The organism is Nevskia sp., assembly GCF_021732705.1.
Lineage (GTDB): Bacteria > Pseudomonadota > Gammaproteobacteria > Nevskiales > Nevskiaceae > Nevskia.
The window spans coordinates 50,514-70,518 of sequence record NZ_JAKFUM010000002.1 but is presented as its reverse complement, the minus strand read 5'-3'; the positions used below and the strand labels follow the sequence as shown (position 1 = coordinate 70,518).

7 protein-coding genes are annotated in these 20,005 nt (G+C 67.4%); 6 read left to right on the top strand and 1 reads right to left on the bottom strand.

The genetic code is table 11. The features are described 5' to 3' along the window. Nucleotides 1-2: 2 nt before the first annotated feature. The 3 genes from QZ951_RS00695 (at nucleotide 3) to QZ951_RS00685 (ending at nucleotide 14,801) form a co-directional block, all read left to right on the top strand. The gene (locus QZ951_RS00695; RefSeq protein ID WP_292997483.1) at nucleotides 3-656 is read left to right on the top strand and encodes a hypothetical protein; all 654 of its coding nucleotides are present in this window, start codon (nucleotides 3-5) and stop codon (nucleotides 654-656) included. 366 nt (nucleotides 657-1,022) lie between these two features. Further along, nucleotides 1,023-13,193, top strand: a complete 12,171-nt coding sequence (locus tag QZ951_RS00690; protein WP_292997481.1) for a filamentous haemagglutinin family protein — start codon at nucleotides 1,023-1,025, stop codon at nucleotides 13,191-13,193. A gap of 312 nt (nucleotides 13,194-13,505) precedes the next feature. Beyond that, on the top strand, nucleotides 13,506-14,801 hold the full coding sequence (locus QZ951_RS00685) for a substrate-binding domain-containing protein (protein ID WP_292997479.1): 1,296 nt from the start codon (nucleotides 13,506-13,508) through the stop codon (nucleotides 14,799-14,801). A gap of 281 nt (nucleotides 14,802-15,082) precedes the next feature. Here QZ951_RS00685 and QZ951_RS00680 read toward each other — a convergent pair whose 3' ends face one another. Continuing rightward, the gene (locus tag QZ951_RS00680) at nucleotides 15,083-16,111 is read right to left on the bottom strand and encodes a helix-turn-helix domain-containing protein (RefSeq protein WP_292997477.1); all 1,029 of its coding nucleotides are present in this window, start codon (nucleotides 16,109-16,111) and stop codon (nucleotides 15,083-15,085) included. Between the two features lie 181 nt (nucleotides 16,112-16,292). Between QZ951_RS00680 and QZ951_RS00675 the strand changes: the two genes are divergently transcribed. From QZ951_RS00675 to QZ951_RS00665, 3 genes are read left to right on the top strand one after another with little or no spacing between them, the layout of a single operon-like run. Beyond that, the gene (locus QZ951_RS00675) at nucleotides 16,293-16,595 is read left to right on the top strand and encodes an antibiotic biosynthesis monooxygenase (RefSeq protein ID WP_292997475.1); all 303 of its coding nucleotides are present in this window, start codon (nucleotides 16,293-16,295) and stop codon (nucleotides 16,593-16,595) included. A gap of 31 nt (nucleotides 16,596-16,626) precedes the next feature. Then, nucleotides 16,627-17,034, top strand: a complete 408-nt coding sequence (locus tag QZ951_RS00670; RefSeq protein ID WP_292997473.1) for a heme-binding protein — start codon at nucleotides 16,627-16,629, stop codon at nucleotides 17,032-17,034. 4 nt (nucleotides 17,035-17,038) lie between these two features. Then, nucleotides 17,039-19,756 carry an excinuclease ABC subunit UvrA gene (locus QZ951_RS00665; protein WP_292997471.1) on the top strand — a complete coding sequence of 906 codons (2,718 nt, stop codon included), beginning with the start codon at nucleotides 17,039-17,041 and terminating at the stop codon, nucleotides 19,754-19,756. The last annotated feature ends 249 nt before the right edge of the window (nucleotides 19,757-20,005 follow it).

Sequence of the window (20,005 nt, the reverse complement as noted above, 5' to 3'; positions counted from 1 at the left end):
GCATGCGTGTGTCCCGATTGCTATGGATCGTGGCGAGCGTCTGCACGCTGCCGGTGCTGGCCCAGAGCGGCGGTAATGCTGGCGATGATCGCCTGCGCAACCAGTTGAAGCAGACCACGCTCGAGCTGCGTGCCGCGCGCGAACAACTGGCGGGGCTCAAGGCCGAGAACGAAGCGCTGAAGGCCGTGGCGGCCGCCGTCGCCGCCAAGCCGGCACCGGTCGCGCCAGTGGTCGATCCCCGCACCGTGCGGGCACTGGAAGCGAAGACTCGCGAACTCGATGCCGCACATGCGGAACTGGCGACGGCTAGGCAGACCCAGCAAAAGTGGGAGCTGGCCTACCGCGAGGCAGCCGACGTTGCCCGTCAGCGTGATGGCGAACTGCGGCGGCTAGGCGACCTCGCGACACAAGCGGCCGCGTTCGAGAAATCCTGCACCGCGAAGAACCACGAGCTGGTGCAGATCAGCCAGCAGGTGCTGGACCGTTATCGCGACAAGGGCGTGTTTGCAATCCTCGTCGCATCCGAGCCGCTAACCGGTCTGGCCAAGGTGCGCTACGAAAACCTGGCTCAGGAGTTCGCTGGAAAGATCGCCGATCAGCGTCTGCCGGAAGTGCCGCTCGAGGCCGCGCCGGTGCCGCCACCACCATCGCCCTGATCGGCGCACACCTCACGGCGCACGCAGTACTTGCACAACCAGCAGTCCCCCACACCAGCGGAGCAGAAGGCGATGGTCAGACACGCGATCCCGGCAACGAAGTCGTCACGTGCTGACGTAGGGCTTGCTGAGCCGCGCCTGAACCTGTCGCCCGCGGGTCGTCTGCGGCAGCTGGCGCTGCTCAGCGGCATGGGCCTTTCGCTGGGTGGCTTCGCGATGGCGTCGCCATCCTCGCAGGCTGCGGGGCCTGCGTTCGGCACACCAGCTTGGAGCGCCCAGCGCGCCGGCGCTCAGGCTCCGGCGGGAACGGCAGCCGCGGGGGCGGGACGGATCGACGTCACTCGCGGCACCGGATCGGTGACCACGGTGGAACTGGCCACTCAGCGCACGCAACGGTCGGTGGCCAATCTGTCGCGCGCGGCAGAAGCGATTGCCGGCGCACGCAGTGCCCAGAATGCGGCGGCAGCGATCGCGCTGGATCTGCCATCCGACGTGCCAAACGGGCTCGCTCCGGGCGGCCTTCAAGTGGCGGCGCGCGTCGCGATCGATCCCAGCTCGTGGCAGAACGCCGAGTTGCCGACGCAGACCTCTGGCAGCGCTGGCACAGTGGTCACGGTCGAACAGACGGCAGCCCGAGCACTGCTGACTTGGGACAGCTTCAACATTGGCCGCGATACCACGCTGCACATCGACCAGAGCGGTGGCACCACCACGCGCGGCAGCAACGACTGGATCGCGTTGAACCGGGTCGAGGGAAATGGTGCAGCGCCTAGCCAAATCCTCGGCAAGCTGCAGGCAGAAGGCACGGTTTACCTGATCAACAACAACGGAATCGTGTTTGGTGCCGGCAGCCAGGTAAACACCAATTCGCTGATTGCGACGTCGCTCAACCTCTACAGCAACGACGCAGCGAGCGGCAATCGCACCTTCCTCGATCCGAACCAGGGCATCACCCGCTTCGTAGGCGAGGTATCGCAGGAGCTGCCGCCGGGCAGCGTTCTGGTCGATCCAGGCGTGGCGGGCGGTGCTGCCGGCAACATCGAGATCGAGCGCGGCGCCAGCATCACTACTGCGCCGCTGGGCTTTTCGCTGATCGCTGGCCCGAACGTGACCAACGCTGGCCGTATCCGCGCGCAGGATGGCCAAACCATCCTGATCGGTGCCCGCAACGTGCTGCTGGAGCCGGATGGCGGCAACGCCACGCGAACCGCTGCCCGGTTGCGTCCGTATGCCGCCACGGTGGCCGGCATGGTTGCCGATACCTCGGTGCGCAACACCGGCCTGATCGAATCGACGCGCGGCAACGCAACGCTGATCGCTCGCGATGTGCAGCAGAACGGCGTACTGAGCGTCACCAGCGGCATCTCCAACCCGGGCAGTATCGTGCTGAGCGATGGCCGATCCGGTGTCGCCGGCAGCGACGGTGGCCTCGGCACCGGCCGCGTGAGCTTCGGCCGTGATGCGGTGACCGCGATTCTGCCGGATCGCGCGGTCAGCGAGACCACCACTTCCAGCAGTGCCGCGACCCAGAGCTTCCAGCCGGGCCGGATCGAGATCGATGCGAGCATCGTCAATTTCGGCGAGAACGCACTGCTGAAGGCGCCGGGTGCCCGGCTCGACATCCGGGCCGAAGGCCTGCCGACCGAGGTTGTCGAAGCAGGCCTGCCGGGCCGCGTGTTCGTCGATCGCGGTGCCCAGCTTGATCTGTCCGGCCTCGCCAATGTCACGCCGCTGGCCGGCTCGACCCTGGTCACCGTGGCCCGCGTCGGCCAGAACGAACTGGCGAACTCGCCGGTACAGCGCAACGCCTTCCTATTCCGCCAGACCAATGTCGTGGTCGATGGCCAGCTTCGCGGCGTGCGCGCCGATGGCACGCCCTGGGTTGGCAGCCCGTTGCTGAACGCCACCGGCTTTGTCGAGCAGACGCCGCGCGCGATCGACGAACTGCTGACGCGCGGCGGCTCGATCAGCATCAGCGGCGCACAGTTCATCACCCGTGAAGGCTCGCTGATCAATCTTGATGGCGGCTACCTGCGCTACGGCGATGCCGCTCGTGCCAGCACCCGGCTCATCACCGCCGACGGTCACCTGGTCAACATCGGCGAGGCCGATGCCCTGCGCGCGATCGCCGGTTTCGCCGGCACGCAGGTGATCGAGCATTCGCGATACAGCATCACCCAGACCTTCGTCGATCCGATCATCGGCGGCCGCGCCGCACGACTCGCCGACAGCTACATCGAAGGCGGCAATGCTGGTTCGCTGCAGGTCACGGCCAATGTCGGCGCGCCCGGCAGCGGTAACGGACTGCTGCTATTCGGCGGTGATGTCAGCGCCCAAGCCTTGGCCGGCCGCGAGCAGGTTCGCAACGGTTCGCTGCCGAGTGGCGGCAGCTTCGATCTCGACACGCTGAGCGCGCTGGTTATCCGGGATACCAGCCCACTGCCCGGCGATCTGGCTGCGAACTTCAACGCCACCACGCAAATCAGTCCGGCGATCGCGGCCGGCCGCAGCCCGCAGGACCCGGCCAACCTGCAGTACTGGACGGCGCTGTCCGGCGTGCAACTGTCAAATGCCGGCTTCTCGTTACTGAACCTCGCGGCGTCGCAGGTGATCGTCGAAGCGGGGCAGGGCCTGCAACTGCAGGCCGGCAGCCGCATCGCGCTCAGCGGTGGCCGGATCGACATTGGTGCCGATCTGGTCACTGCCGGTGGCAGCATCACGCTGCAATCGGCTGCGTCCGGCCGACCGGATCTGACCAGCATCAGCTTCGTCGATCCCGCCAGCACCGCGCCGCTGCTGACCGGCGACCTCGTGATCCGCGATGGCGTGACGCTGAGCACCCGCGGCCGCTTTGTCAACGACGCCTATCTCTCGCCGGATCTGCGCCATGGCCGCGCCTTCATCGATGGCGGCAGCATCTCGCTCAGCGTGGGTGCTACCGAAGCCCGTCCGCTCATCTCCGGCATCCGCGGCGGCACCGGGGACAATGCGCCGGTGCTCGGCGATACGCTCGACACGACCGGCAACCTCGTTCTCGGCATCGGCAGCCTCCTCGATGTCAGCGGCGGCGGCTATGTCGATGCCGACGGCCGCGTTGCACAGCGCGACCTCGTGCCGCTCGGCAGCGGCGGCAACATCAGCCTTGCAACTTACCCTCGCGTCGGTCAGCAGGGCGCGATCGGCATCCTGCCGACGGCACAGGCGGAAGTCGGCAGGATCAAGCCCGGCGATGGCGATCTCGCCAGCCACCTGCTGGCCTATGGCTTCAGTGGCGGCGGCACCTTGCGCCTGCGCACGCTGGGCCTGCAGATTGGCGGCGATCCGGCACAGGTCGGTGAAGCGCTGTATCTCAGCCCGGATTTCTTCAGCCGCCAGGGCTTCGCGAACTACGATCTGTCTGCCGCATGGGACGCAACGATCGCCGGCGACACCACGGTGCGCGTCAGCCATCGCAATCTCGTGGCCGGCTTTGTCGACATCCTGTCAGCCGCGACTGGCGCCGACCTGTACGCACCAGCGGCCGACGGTACCGTGTTTTCGACGCTCGCGACGCTCGACGATTTCCGGCGCACGGCGACCGATTTCAACTTGACGTCCGGCGACTACCTCAACGCCAACATCTTCACGCGCCGCAACGCGCCGCGCGATGGCGACGTGACCGGCACCACGCTGCTCAGCGCCGGGTCTTCGATCGTCGCCGATGCCGGGGCCGACATCCGGCTGGCGTCGACCAATCAGGTCACTGTGCTCGGCAGCATCACCGCTCGCGGCGGCAGCATCACGCTCAGTGGCGACAGCTCCCGGGCAATCGGCAGCAATTCCAATAGCGGACTGTCGCCGCCTAGCGATCCGTTCGCGCTGATTTACACCACGCTCGACAAGTCGGTGTGGCTGGGCGCGCAGGCGCGGCTCGACGTTTCCGGCGTCTCGCTGCTCGACCCGCAGGCGGCATCAGTGCTCGACGCCAGCGGCGAGCGCGTGACGCCGCGCATCGGCCGCGTGCTCGACGGCGGCACGGTGACCCTGACCAGCGACAGCGGCCATGTGATCGCGCTTGCCGGCTCGGTGATCGAAGCTTCAGGCACGCAGGATCGCTACGACCTGCTGGAAGCCACCGGCTCCTTGATTCCTGGCCAGCGCTTCCGCCGCAGCGGTACGTCGACCGCGGTCTACAGCGACGGCGGCGAGATCCGGCTCGGCACCGCCGGCGGCCTGCTGTTCGACGGCACCTTGCGTGCGACGGCCGGCAGCGCCGAGGCCCGCGGCGGGCGGCTGTCGATCATTGCCGAGGACGCACCGTTCAACCTGCGTCAGCCTGCCGACAGCGCAGGCAGTGAATCGGCCTTCTTCGTGGCGTCCGCGCGCTCGATCCTGTTCAGCCAGAGCGGCACGTTCGTGCCACAAGGCTTGCTGCCGGGCGAGCAGATCGAGGAAGGCATCAGCCGGCCTGACAGCACCACGCCATCGACCTCCGGCCGGCTGTATTTCGCGGCCGACCGCCTGAACGGCTCCGGCATCGATGACCTGGTGATCGGCCAGCGGCTCGACCTGTCGCCGCTGACCCAGCCGCTGACCATCGCCTTCGCCGGCGACGTGCGGCTGGCCGTGCCGGGCTCGATCACCATTGCCGCGCACCGCTACCTGGCGTTGCCCGCTGGCAGCCTGATCATTCCTGCTGCCGATGCCGAGTCGATCGGCGCGCCGCAGATCAACCTCGAAGCAGCGTATGTCAGCTTCGGTGGCACCACGTTCAACAGCCGCCTTGGCCTCGATGTGCAGTCCCGGGTCAACGATGCCGTGCTGACCGTCAACGCGACGCGCGGACTGGATCTGGTCGGCAACTTCGCGCTGCAGAACTTCGCCCAGTCGACGTTCCGCACGCAGGGCGATATCCGCCTGTATTCGCCGGTCGGCAACAACCTGAACTCGGCCAGCACCGCGCTGGTGCCGGGGTCGCTGTTCACCGGCGGCAACCTGACCCTCGCCGCTGCGCAAATCTATCCGGCGTCCGGCAATCGCTACATCCTCGCCGCTGCCGGCCCGAACCCGACCACGATCCGCTTCGAGCAGACCGCTGCAGCACCCACCGCATTGCCGCTTTCGGCCGGGGGCAGCCTGTTGGTGGATGCGGCAACCATCGAGCAGGCCGGCACCCTGCGCGCGCCGTCCGGCCTGATTCGGCTCGGCATCAGCGATCCGCTCGATCCGGCATCGCTGGCGCTGTTCGGCGGCTTCCGGCTGGCGACGAGCGATGGCACCGTCAGCGTCGGCGCGCTGCCGCTGGTCGCGACCACGGATGTCCAACTGGCTCGCGGCAGCCTGACCTCGGTGTCGAGCGCCGGGCTGGTGGTGCCGTACGGCTTCACTGTGGATGGCCGCGAACTGCAATACGACGCCGTGTTCGGCTCGCAGCTGCCGGCGGCGGCCAGTCTGCTGTCGGCGCCACCGGCGAAGCAGGTCTCGATCGAGGCCGCGAACATTGCGCTCGATGCCGGCGCGCAGGTCGATCTGTCCGGCGGCGGTGACCTGCAGGCGCAGGAATTCGTGCCCGGCACGGGCGGCACGCGTGACGTGCTGGCGCGCAGCAGCACCGCGCCCGGCGGCACGCAGACCACCAGCCTGTTCCCGGACGGTCGCGAGGTCTACGCGATCCTGCCGGGGTACCGAGCGCCAGCGGGCGCCTACGATCCGGCGATCGACAGCAGCGGCAGCGGTGCGCTGGTCGGCCGCTCGGTGCACTTGAGCGGCGTCGGCGACCTGCCCGAGGGCGACTACATCCTGCTGCCGGCGCGCTACGCCACCTTGCCTGGCGCTTACCGCGTGGTGCAGGACACCGGCGCTCGTGATTCGATCGCCGCGGCCAACGTCGTACTGCCTGATGGCAGCTATCTGAGTGCCGGCTACTTCCAGGACGGCTACGCCCGCGTGGGCCGCAACGAGTCGGCGCGCGATGCCCGCAGCACCCGCTTCATCGTGCAGACAAATGCCGTCTGGCAGCAGTACTCGCAGTACACGCTGACCAGCGCCAACGACTACTTCTCGCGGCTCGCTGCCGATGCTGGCACCGTGGCCGCCCAGCGTCCGCTCGATGCCGGGCAGCTGGTGCTGGCGGCGACACGCAGCGTCAATCTCGATGCCACGCTGAACGCGAGCGGCGGCCAGCGCTCGATCGTCCGCGCCGACGGCAGCACCGTGATCGAACGCGGCACCACCGCGCAGGTCGACATCGCCGCGCGCGACATCCAGATCATCGGTGCCGGCGCCACCACGCGCGATGGCTACGTGCAGCTCGCGGTCGGTGATCTCAACGGCATTGGTGCGGCCAGCCTGCTCGTGGGCGGTGTGCGCAGCACCGACAGCGCCGGCACCACGATCCGTGCGCTGGCCAACAGCGTCGTCGTCAGCAACGACGAAGCGTCCGCACTGGCCGGCTCGGAGCTGATTCTCGTGACGCGCACTGACGCTGCCGCCGCCGGCAGCGCGGACGCCGATCCGAATGCCGCGAACGGCCTGTTGATCGATAGCGGTTCGGTGATCCGCACGACACCGCTGTCCGACGAAGACGCGGCCCAGCCGGTTGCCACCGGTGCGCCGCTGCTGCTCGCTGGCGACGGCGCGCTGCTGCGGGTCTCGAACCGCGACGCGGCGCCCATCATCCGCAGCAACGTCAGCGCCGACGGCGGGCGGGGCCTGCTGCAGCTCGGCAACGGCGCCCGCGTGTCCGGCGGCCGCAGCCTGGTGCTCGATGCCAGCCGCGATGTCATCGTGGACCCGACAGCCCGCTTCTCGGCGCGCGTGATCGAGGCCAATGCCGGCTCGATCAGCTTTGTCGCCGATGGCGTCAGCACCACGACCGGCGGCCTCGTAATCGGCAGCGGCACGCTCGCACAGCTGGCCGCTTCGGACAGCATCCGCCTGCGCAGCAGCGGCCTGATCTCGTTCCTTGGCCAGCGCGGCAGCGCCGCCACGCCAGACCTCGCACCGCTTGATATCGTGCTCGGCAACAGCGCGCTTGATCTGCGCGCCACCGGCTTCGTCAGCGATGGCGGCGCGGTCTCGATCACCGCGCGCAGCCTGTCGTTCGGCGGCATCGGCGACAGCGCCTCGGCCGTCGCGCCACCTGGCGAATCGACGAACGCCCTGCAGCTGAATGTCGGTAGCCTGCGTTTCGGCGCCGGCAGCACCCGCTTCGTCGGCTTTGGCGCGGTGAATGCCGCGGTGCGCGACCGGATCATCGGCAGCGGCATCGGCCGCTTCGATTTCGATCGCAGCACGGTGGCGCTGACCGCGCCGCTGTTCACAGTCGATACCGCTGCCGACACTCGGCTGCTGACGCTCGGCAACCTGTCGCTGAGCGATGCGGCATCGACTGCGGCCAGTCTCGACGGTGGCCTCGGCGGTGCCTTGAGCCTGACCGCGGCGGCCCTCGACATCGACTCGCGCGTTGCCGCGCGTGCCGGCCTGCTGAACCTGCAGGCCACATCCGCTGACCTGCGCCTCGGGGCGGCGGCCGAGCTGAGCGTGTCCGGTCTGGCGCGCACGTTCTTCGACACCACGCAGTTTGCGTCCGCCGGAGCGATCAGCCTCGATGCCACGCTTGGCAATGTCGTGCTCGACGGCGCCAGCACGTTTGACATCAGCGCCGCTGCAGCCGGTGGCGACGCCGGCAGTATCGCGATCAGCGCCTTGAATCAGAGTCTGGATTTTGTCGGCACGGGCCGCGTGCTCGGCGGTGCTGCCAGCAGCTATGAAGGCGGCAGCTACCGGCTCGATATCGGTAGCTCGGTCGATCTGAACGCGGTTGCCTTGGCGCTGACTGCCGGCGGCGTCAATCAGCAGATCGCGATCCACAGCCGTCGCGGCAACCTGACGCTGGACCGCGGCAATCGACTGAGCGCACGCGACATCAGTCTGACCGCCGATGTGCCGCTGACGCCGGTGGAAGGTTCCGCCGCCGTGCCGGCGATCAGCGCCGAGCATGGCAACGTCGTGATCAACGGCACGTTGGACGCTTCCAGCATCAAGGGTGGCCAGATCGCGTTGAACGGTTTCAGTGGCGTTGCCGTCAACGGCAGCCTGCTGGCGCGCGGCAGTTCGGCCACCGAACGTGGCGGCCGCGTGAGCCTGTCGACGGGCACCGTGGCAACGCCAGCCACCGGCGGCCCTGGCGCGGCCCTGGATCCGACATTCGGCTATCAGGCGATCGCGGCGGCCAATGCCGGGCGCATCGTGCTGGGGTCTGGTTCCACGGTCGACGTCAGCGGTGGCCGTGCTGGCGGGCTCGAAGGCGGCACGCTGAATCTACGTGCCGGTCTGGTCGACGGCGGCGAGGTCAATGTCGAGATCAACGCCGGTGCGACCATCACCGGCGCGCGCGAAGTCGGTGTCGAGGCGTATGCCGTGTGGAGCGCGGCCGATGCCGGCAGCGGCTTCAATGGCGTGATCGATCCGGCCAGCAACCCGGCGTTCTATGCGACCAACTTGCAGGGCTTCCTGCAGCAGGGTCCGCTGGCGTTCGAGACACGTCTGGCGGGCGTTGCCGGGCTCAAGACCCGGCTTGGCATCGAGCTGCGCAATCCGGATCTGACCGTCAACAACGGCGACATCACCGTCGCCTCGAATTGGAACCTTGGCGCGGCCGATCTCGATGCCAACGGCAACGTCGTGCGCTTCCGCTACCGCCACGGCGATGAAGCGCCGGTGGTCACGTTGCGGGCCGCGAACAATGTGCAGGTCAATGCCAGCCTCAGCGACGGCTTCGTGCAGCTGTCGAATCCGCTGGGCCTGCAGGCGCCGCGCGCGCGCAGCCTCGCGCAAGTCGCAGCGCTCTACGAGGTGCTGACCCGCGCGTACCCGGCGCTGGCCGGACAGATCGATGCCCCAGCGATGCTGACGGGCGACGGCTCGCCCGCGCAGGATGCGCAGATCGCCCAGTATTACGGCCTGTATGAGCAGTATCTGAACTACCTGCTGTACGGGCTGCTGCCGGTCGGGCAGCTCGATTCCAGGCCCATCACGGCGCTGGCGCCCGCGTCGCGCATCGAACTGCTGGGTGTCGCGCGGCTCGGTCTGGGTGCGCCGCAGCTGCCGCTGAACGCGCAGGGCTATGCCCAGTATCTGCTCGACTACAACGCCTATCTCGCGCGGATCGAAGGTGGCTTCCTCAATCGCCGCATCGCACTGCCGGACGCGCCGCGGCCGATGCTGGCACCGGTGTTCACCGGCGCAGCGCTGGCAACGGTCGATAACAGCGAGTCCCCGGTCTCGACCGCCGAAAACCCATTGCCGTTGGCCGCGGCAAGCCTCGCCGGCGGTGCCAGCAGCAGCTTCCGCCTGATTGCCGGCGCAGAAAGCACCAGTGCCAATGTGCTCGCGCTGCGCCCGAGCTCTGCGTTCACGGGCGCGGTTGGCGTGCTGACCAACGGCGGCAATGTCTTCGTCAGCGGCAACACGAGCTACACCGATCCGGTTACTCGCGGCATTGCGTTCCAGCCGACGATGATCCGCACGGGCACTGGCAGCATCGACATCGCCGCCGCCCGTGATTTCGAGCTGAACGACGGTATTGCCCCGGGTGTCGTCTACACCGCCGGGGCACCGCGCGCCGGCACGGTTGCCGAAACCGGCAGCCGTATCCTGCAGCCGGGCCTGTTCGATCCGCGATACACCGATGGCGTGATCGGCGATGTCGCCGTTGGCCAGTACATCGTCAGCGGCATCGTCCAGCCGGAAGCGGCAGGCGACATCCGGCTGGTGGCACAGCGCGACATCACGGGTGTGCAGTCCGCTTACTCGAACAGTTCGAACGCGGGCCAGTACTGGTGGCAGTGGCTCGATACCGGCAACGACGTGCGCCATTCGCTCGATTCACTGCATTTCGGCAACACGCAGTTGGTGGCGGGCGGCATTGCCGAAGTGCTGTCGACTTCGATCAACTTCGGCGCGTTCGGGCAGGGCTTCCTCAGTGCTGGAGGCGATATCGACATCGACGCCGGCCGGAACATCACCAGTCTCAGCGTATCGCTGCCGACGACCTACTTCCGCAGCACCGGCGAAGACGGCAGCCAGGTCATCAACACCGCCGGCGGCGGGGACCTGCGTGTGCACGCCGGCGGCGACCTGCTCAGCGGTAGTTATTTTGTCGCGCAGGGCGAGGGTCGCATCCGCACCGATGGCCAGATCGGCAGCAGTCGCGGTACTGGCGTCAATGGACTGGCCACGATCCTTGCCGTGCAGGACGGCGTGCTTGATGTCGCCGCGCGCGGCAGCGTGACCTTGGCCGGCCTGTACAACCCGTCGTACCTGCCGGCGTCGCTGCCGGGACCGCTGTTCTCGGCCAACTCGCAGGCCTACAGCGCGCGCTCGGCGATCAGTGTCACCGCCACGACTGGCGATCTGCGCTACGGCAGCCTGCCGATCGATCTTTCGAACGATGTCTTTGGCACCGGCCTGAGTCTGCCCGGCAACGGCAGCGTGCGCCGCGATGGCGACATCCTGCCGGCCACGGTGCGCCTGACGGCGCTTGATGGATCGCTGTCGATCGAGAAGAGCGGCGGTCTGTTCCCGTCGTCGATCGGCAATCTGAACCTGTTCGCGAATGATTCGATCCGGTTCGCCAGCACGATGACGATCAACCTGATCGACGATGGCAACGACAGCCGCGACGATCGCTACTTCGGCCTGATCGACGCGGACCCGACCAACCTGCCATCGGCACTCAACCAACCGACAGCCGCCGGAGCCGCCAACCTCGCGCCATCGCTGACGACCGGCTATCGCTACATCAGCAGCACGTCGAACGCGCTGCTGCACGCGCAGACGGCGCTGCACGGCACCGACTACACCCCGGCACGGATCTACGCGCTGACGGGCGACATCCGCGGCGGCGTGGTCGGCAGCGACGGCATCCTGCGCGATGCGCTGGTGCTGGCGCCGGACAAGGCCGCATTGGTGCAGGCCGGGCGCGACATCGTCAACCTGTCATTCCAGGGCCAGCATGTCCACAACAGCGACGTCAGCCGCATCGTCGCCGGTCGCGATCTGCTCGACACCACGGGCGGCATCGACGAATCGGTCAACGGCCGCAATGTCTTCGGCTCCGAACCGAGTCTGGTCCTGGCCGGTCCGGGAGAGCTGCAAATCGTGGCAGGCCGCAACATCGGCCCGCTGACCAACCAGAACCAGATCATCGACGGTCGCTCGCGGCCCGTGGACCCCAGTAACAGCGTGCCGCGCGATGTCGGCAGCGCGCCGATCACCGGCATCAACTCGGTCGGCAATCTGTTCAATCCATTCCTGCCGCGCGATGGTGCCGACATCACCGTGCAGTTCGGCGTCGGGCCGGGCATGGCGACACAGGCCTTCATCGATCGCTACATCGATCCGGCAACGGCCGCGCCGGCGCCCGGCGTGCGTCGCTATGACGCGGAACTGGTGCGCTTCATTCAGGATTACCAGCAGGGACTCGACGTCAACACCGGCTTCGTCCGCGATCAGCGTCCGTTGCCGCCAGCGCTGCTACCGGGCGAGGCCTATGCCGTGTTCCGGGCATTGCCGACGTACATCCAGCAGCGCTTCGTCGGCCAGGTGTTCTTCGACGTGCTGCGGACAGTCGGCATTGACTTCGGCAATCCGGACAGCCCGTTCAACGGCCAGTACGTGCGCGGCTATCAGGCGATCGAGACGCTGTTCCCGAGCGCACTCGGTTACACCGCGAATAATCTGACCGGCGTCGGTGCCAACGGCGCGTTGCTGGATGCCGCCGGCAATCCGATGCTGGCCTCGACCGGCAATCTGGATCTGCGCGGCACCACCGTGCAGAGCCAGCAGGGCGGCACGATCTCGATCTTCGGGCCCGGCGGCGAGGCGCTGTTGGGCAGCACGTCGGCACCGCCGTTCGCGACCGATGCCCAGGGCCGCCTGTTTGCAGGCCCCGGCACGCAGGGTCTGCTGAGCTTGGAACAGGGCGACATCCGCTTGTTCACCGATCGCAGCCTGCTGCTGGCGCAGAGCCGCGTGTTCACCGAGCAGGGCGGCAACATCGTCATTTGGAGTTCGAACGCGGACATCAATGCCGGTCGTGGTGCCCGCACCACGGCCGAGCTGCCTTTGCCATCGTTCACCTGCAACGTCGACTTCTACTGTCTGGTCGATGCGCGCGGGCAGGTGAGCGGTGCCGGCATCGCGACGCTGCAGACCGTGGCCGGCGCGGAACCAGGCGACGTCGCGCTGATCGCTCCGGCCGGCACCGTCGATGCCGGCGATGCTGGCATCCGCGTCTCCGGCAACCTGATCGTCGCTGCGCGCGCCGTGGCCAATGCCGACAACGTGCAGGTGCAGGGCACCAGCATCGGCCTGCGGCTGTCAGCGATTGATTCCGGCACCTTGAATTCAGGCTCGGCCGCGGCTGCCGCAGCAACCCAGCAGGCCGCTGCGTTGGCAGCGCGTCCGATCGACCGCGCTGCAACAGTGATCACTGTCGAGGTCTACGGATTCGGCACTCCAGACGAGGAACAGAAGCGCCGTTTGCAACGCTGAGCGGCACACGGCGCAAGCCATCGATATCCCGACTGCAGGCCTGTTCAAGGCGGCAGTCGGGCAGTGGCAATGGCTCAGCGAGAGCAGTGACTGATGCCCGCGATAACACGCTTATCGCCCGGCGGATTTCGAGTGGGCGAGCGGTCGAGTTCGATGGATTTTCCCACGCCATCCGCTGCACAGGTTTCTTCAAAACATAGCGGAACTGACATGCATGCTCGGTAAAAAAGCGACTGTCGTACAGGGACGAACGCGACATCCGGTTGCCACACCAATTCCAGCTCAGTTCCGAATAAACATTCAGGGGTCCTCATGTCCATCAAGCTCAATTCGATTGCTGCCGGCGTGCTCGCGCTGACGTCGTTTGGCGTTTCCGCTCAGGCCACGCTGTACGGCGGCGGTGCCACCCTCCCGGCCAACGCCTATGTCGGTGGCAGCTTCTACAACGCCGCAGCGCCGGCCAACAGCAGCCGCCAGACGACTGCCACTCGCGCCGCGAACCCGGCGTTCGAAGGCACGATCTTCGGCGAAGTGGCCCAGCGCGGCTTCGGCCAGTCGCAGGTCCAGGGCATCTCGTACTGCCAGACCGGCTCGGGCACCGGCCGTAACGCGATCATCGGAACCACCGCCGCCGGCGTGCCGGTGCTCGCCAGTGGTACCTGCGGCACCTTCGCCGGCACGCCGACCGGCTTCGGCGCCCCGGCCGCGATTTCCGAACCGGACTTCGCCGCCTCTGACGCGCCGCTGTCCGATGTCGAGTTCGCCCGCGGTCTGACGAACAAGGGTGCAGCGCATGGCCAGATCGTGCAGTTCCCGGTCATCGCTGCCGCCATCGCCGTTACCTTCAACAATGCCGACGTGCCGGCTGCGACGACGCTGAATCTGACCACGCAGCAGGTGTGCGGCATCTTCAACGGCACGATCAACAACTGGAACCAGATCAGCGCTTCGTATCCGGCCAAGGCGATCCGCGTGGTCTACCGTTCGGACAGCTCGGGCACGACCTTCAGCTTCACCAACTGGCTGTCGGCCAACTGCCCGCGCTCGAACGGCTACAGCACGCAGAGCTTGTTCACAGCGGCCATCAGCCCGTTGCCGGCCGGCTCGATCGCGGCCAGCGGCAACCCGGGTGTGGCCAACTCGGCCGCCGCCACCGATGGCGCCATCGGCTACACGGAAGTCTCCGACACGCTGCTGCGCGCCCCGACCTTGCGCTTCACCAGCATCAACGGTCGTGCGCCGACCTCGCTGACCGCCCCGACGATCTCGATCCTGGCTGATCGTGCCCTCGGTGCGAACGACAGCAACGGTCGTCCGACCCTGCTGACGCTGACCAACGTGGCTGATGCCGGCTGCGTGCTGCTCGCCGATCCGAACTCGTACGCCACCCCGGCGAACAACTATCCGATCATCGGCATCAGCTACCTGCTGGCCTACAACACCGCCAATCGCCTGCCGGCCGCGGTCAGCCGCCTGCTCGTGGCGCCGTACAACGCGACGATCCGCAACAACACGAACGACGCGCCGAGCGACAGCGTTCGTGCCGGTTCGGGCTACGCCTACCTGAGCGGCAACTTGACGCGCACCATCAACGGCTGCGTCAACTAAACCTTGCGAAGCGCCGGTTCCAAGGCAACTTGGAACCGGTCTGGCAACGACTTGCGCCACCGCGGTTGTCATGCGGTAGCGTCGAATCAGAACTTTAAGCATTTGAGCGCGGAAGGGGAAACCTCTCCGCGTTTTTTTGTGCCGTGACCGGCGTGAATCGGCACTGACTCGGACGCATGTCCGCCTGTATTCAGGTCGATGCGATCTTGGAGTACCGCCGGGATTGGCATCAGTTCCGTCGATGCTCGCCTGGCGTTATCGTGGTAAGCCGTCCGCCACTATCATCCCGAAGCGGACGTTGAGCACGCATCGCTAGAGGTCACGTCCCCGCGCCGCTGTCGTGCCCAAACGCGATACGCAGTCGGCGTCATGCCGGTATGCCGTACGAAAGCGCGGCGGAAGCTTCCCTCGTCGCGCCAGCCGCAATGCTGCGCCACAGCCTTTACCGCCGCGCTATCGGTTTCCAGCAGGGTGCGGGCGGATTCGAGCTGCACGCGGCTGATGAAGGTCTTGGACGATTGCTGGCCGAGATTCTTCAGCCGCCGGAGCAGGGTGCGCTCGCTGGTGGCGAGCTGCGCGGCCAGCGCACAGGGCGTGAGCGCCACATCGGCACGATGGCCACGCACAGCGATTTCGGCTGCAACCAGAAAAGGATCGCGCGCCTGCACATGGCCCGGTGGCACGTAGACGCTCTGCGCCAGCGGTGCGGTATCGATCACGGCGAAGTCGGCGGCGATTCGCGCCGCCTTTGGCCCCACCAGTACGCGGATGGTGTAGAGCGCTAGGTCGATCCACGACATTGGCCCGCCCGCCGTGACCACGCGACCATCCTCGATCAGCGCGCTGCCCCAGGCCGCGTCGCAGCGGGGGAAGCGGTGCTTCAGCTCGTCGTTCAGCCACCAGGTGGTGGTGCAGCGGCGGCCGTTGAGCAGACCCGCCTCGCCGAGCACGAACACGCCGGAGCAGTTGCCCAAGACCCAGGCGCCGTGCGCGTGCTGTCGCCTGAGCCAAGTAGCGGCCCTGGCGGTCTGGGCGTTTCGCGGCGGCAGGCCATCGCCCGCGGGCATGAGGCCGGGCACGATCACGGCGTCGGCGTGGGGGATGTCGTGGAGCGCGGCGTCCACCGGCAAGGGACGGCCCCGGCCATCAGTCACGGCGCGGCCGTCGGGGCTGGCAAGGATCACCTCGCAGGGCCAGCGCGGAGCGTCGGGCTGGAGCGCACTGGCCTTGCCAGCCAGCCAGAACACATCGGCGAGACCGACCAGGCCAGAGGGCAGGTTCCCATCGAGAGCGAGCAGCACGATGTTCATGGGTTTCGGGACGTGCGGGCGGGTTGGCGGATTTTGTCGGTTCAATGTCGTTTCCGCCACACCGACCGTGGCGCTGGACGAGACCACACTACGCCACGTGGTCGCTGCTACCCGCCGCCGCCGACGCTTGCAGCACGTGTTAGCCAACGTACATCCACCGTCTCGCAACAGGAGTTCAATCATGGTCACGACCGCACTGTGGGTTCGCATGGAAGCCAAGCCCGGCAAGGAAAAGGACGTCGAGGCGTTTCTGCTCGGGGGCCGCCCCCTCGTGATGGAAGAGCCGGCGACCATCGCCTGGTTCGGCGTCAAGATCGGACCTTCGAGCTACGCCATCTTCGATGTCTTTCCCAACGACGCCGGCCGCCAAGCGCATCTGTCCGGAAAAGTCGCCGCGGCGCTGATGGCACAGGCGGCCGAGTTGTTCTCGCAGCCGCCGAGCATCGAGAAGATCGACGTGCTCGCATCCAAGATGCCCGGCTGAATCCCACGACGACAATAAGGAGTCATCGCTCATGGAAATCTCTCTCGTCACCCTGAACGACGCCAAGACCATCTTGGCCGCCGCCGAGAAACGCGCCGTGGAAATCGGCCAGCCGATGAACATCGCCGTCGTCGACGCCGGCGGCAATCTCGTCGCACACGAGCGCATGGACGGGGCGTGGATCGGCAGCGTCGATATCTCGATCAACAAGGCGTTCACCGCGCGCGCCTTCAACATCGCGACCAAGGACTTGGCCGACAACTCGCAGCCGGGCCAGCAGTTCTTCGGCATTCACGGTTCGAATCATGGCCGCATCATGATTTTCGCCGGCGGCATTCCGCTGAAGAAGAACGGCCACGTGGTCGGCGCGGTCGGCGTCAGCGGCGGCTCGGGCGAGCAGGACCAGACCGTCGCACAGGCGGGCGCCGCGGCGTTTTGACCGGATGTCCGGCGAGGATTCTGGGCCGATATCCGCGGGACCGAAGGACGACGACGTCACCGACGGTCTCGTGCGCGTACGCGGCGCGCGCGAGCACAACCTGCGCGATGTCGATGTCGACATCCCGCGGGACGCGCTCGTGGTGTTTTCCGGCGTCTCGGGTTCGGGAAAATCCTCGCTGGCCTTCTCGACGATCTACGCGGAGGCCCAGCGCCGCTACTTCGACTCGGTATCGCCCTACGCGCGACGCCTGATCCACCAGGTCGGCGTGCCGGACGTCGATTCGATCACGGGGCTTCCGCCCGCGGTTGCGCTCCAACAGCAGCGCGGCACGCCGAGCGTGCGCTCCTCGGTTGGCAGCGTGACGACCCTGTCGACTCTGATCCGCATGCTCTATTCGCGCGCCGGAACCTATCCGCCGCACCAAGCAATGCTGTATGCGGAAGACTTCTCGCCCAACACGCCCCAGGGCGCGTGCCCGGCGTGCCACGGCCTCGGGCATGTCTATGAAACCACCGAAGCGCTGTTGGTCCCCGACCCATCGCGCTCGATCAAGGACGGCGCGGTCGCCGCGTGGCCGCCCGGGTGGCATGGTGGGAATCTGCGCGACATCCTCACCTCGCGGGGCGTCGATATCGAGGTGCCGTGGCATCGCCTGCCGAAGAAGATGCGCGACTGGATCCTGTACACCGACGAGCAGCCGACCCTACCGGTGTGGGCAGGTTTCACGCTCGCCGCGGTCGCCGACGCGCGCCGCCGAGGAATCGCGCCCAGCTACCAGGGAACCTTCACGGGCGCGCGGGCTTATGTGCTCCACACCTTCGCGACCACGCAGAGCGCGCTGATGAAGCGGCGCGTCGCCCGGTTCCTGCGCGGCACACGCTGCGCATCCTGCGAAGGCAAACGCCTCAAGCCCGAGGCGCTGTCCGTCACGTTCGCGGGCCTCGACATCGGGGACCTCAGCCAGCGCTCGCTGCACGAGATCGCAACACTGCTGGCGCCCGCGGCCGAGGGCCGCTTCGAGGACGCCGCGCGCGGTCGTCGCTCACGAGTCGATCGCGCCGCCACCCACCGCGATCGCGACCGTCGCGCGGCCAGCGGGCACGCCGCGCACGCCGAAGCCTTCGATTCCAATCGCACACCCACGCTTTCCGAGGAGAAGCGGGTCGCGGCACAGCGCCTCGCGCGCAATGTCGTCGACCGCGTTGCAGTGCTCGAGCGCCTGGGACTCGGGTATCTCTCGATGGACCGGGCCACGCCCAGCCTTTCCGCCGGAGAACTGCAGCGCCTGCGCCTGGCGACGCAGATCCAGTCGCAGCTGTTCGGCGTCGTGTACGTCCTCGACGAGCCTTCCGCCGGCTTGCATCCCGCCGACGGCGAGGCGCTCATCGAGGCACTGCAGCAGTTGCGGAAACGGGGCAACTCCGTCTTCGTGGTGGAGCACGACCTTGAGACGATGCGGCGCGCCGACTGGATCGTCGATGTCGGGCCCGGTGCCGGCGAGCACGGCGGCTGCGTGCTGTACAGCGGGCCGCCCGCGGGACTGCGGGCCGTTGCCGATTCGCAGACCGCGCGCGTGCTGTTCGAACCGCAAGCAGTCGTGGCGGGCGGACGGCGCGGCGCGACGCATCACCTCGGAATGCACGGCGTGTCCCTCCACAACCTGCACGACGTCGACGTGCAGTTGCCGCTCGGCGTCTTCACGGTGGTCACCGGCCTGTCCGGGTCCGGCAAGTCGAGCCTGATCAGCCGGGCGCTCGTGGACCTGGTGCGCGATCATCTGGGTCACGAGGACGTGCCGGCGGACCAGGCGCCGGACGAGGGACCTGCGACGGCGGTGCAGCGTACGCGCGGACGCCTGGACGGCGATGTCGACCGGATCCGTCGGCTCGTCGTGGTCGACCAGAAACCGATCGGCCGCACTCCGCGGTCGAACCTGGCGACTTATACCGGCCTGCTCGACCCAGTGCGGCGCCTGTTCGCGGCCACCCCTGCGGCGCGCAATCGGCGCTTCGACGCCGGGCGGTTCTCGTTCAATGTCGGCAAGGGTCGCTGCGCGACCTGCGAGGGCGAGGGCTTCGTGAGCGTGGAGATGATGTTCATGCCCAGCGTCTTTGCGCCCTGTCCTACCTGCAAGGGCGCGCGCTACAACGAGGCGACGCTGGCCGTGCGATGGCGCGATCGCTCCATCGCCGACGTGCTGCGCCTGACCGTCGACGAAGCGCTCGTCGTGTTCGCCGACGAGCCGGTCGTGTGCAAGCCGCTGGCGATCCTGCACGAACTGGGACTGGGTTACCTGCGCCTGGGGCAGCCGGCCATGGAGTTCTCGGGCGGCGAAGCGCAGCGCATCAAGCTCGCCACCGAGCTGCAGCGTGCGCAGCGCGGCGACGCGCTCTACGTGCTCGACGAACCCACCACCGGCCTGCATCCGGTCGACGCCGACCGGCTGTTCGCCCAGCTCGACGCGCTGGTCGAGCGTGGCAACACCGTCGTCGTCGTCGAGCACGACCTGCGCGTCATCGCGCGCGCCGACTGGGTCATCGATGTCGGGCCGGGGGCAGGGGCGGCGGGCGGTACCATCGTCGCGACCGGAACCCCGAGACAAGTTGCCCAGTCGCACAGCAGCCGAACCGCAGCTTATCTACGGCGTCATCTGGAAGATCAGCGAGCGCCCCTGCCCGAACCTGCCGCCATCAACGACTTGCCGACGAGCAAGGACTGAAAGCCCATGCCGAACTTCAATCCGGGACCACTGGCTTCCGCAAAGCTGCTACTCCCGAGCGTCAGGTATTGGCACCAAAGCGGACGATCGAATACCGGCTGCGATAATGGCCAACCATCGAACTCTGTTTATCGAGGTTCGAGTCCTAGTCCCCCAGCCAAAAAAAGTAGCTGAAAAAAATGCAGGGGCTTACATGAAAATGTAGGCCCCTTTGTTTTTGTCTGTCACTTCCTGCGGGCAGCGTCAGTT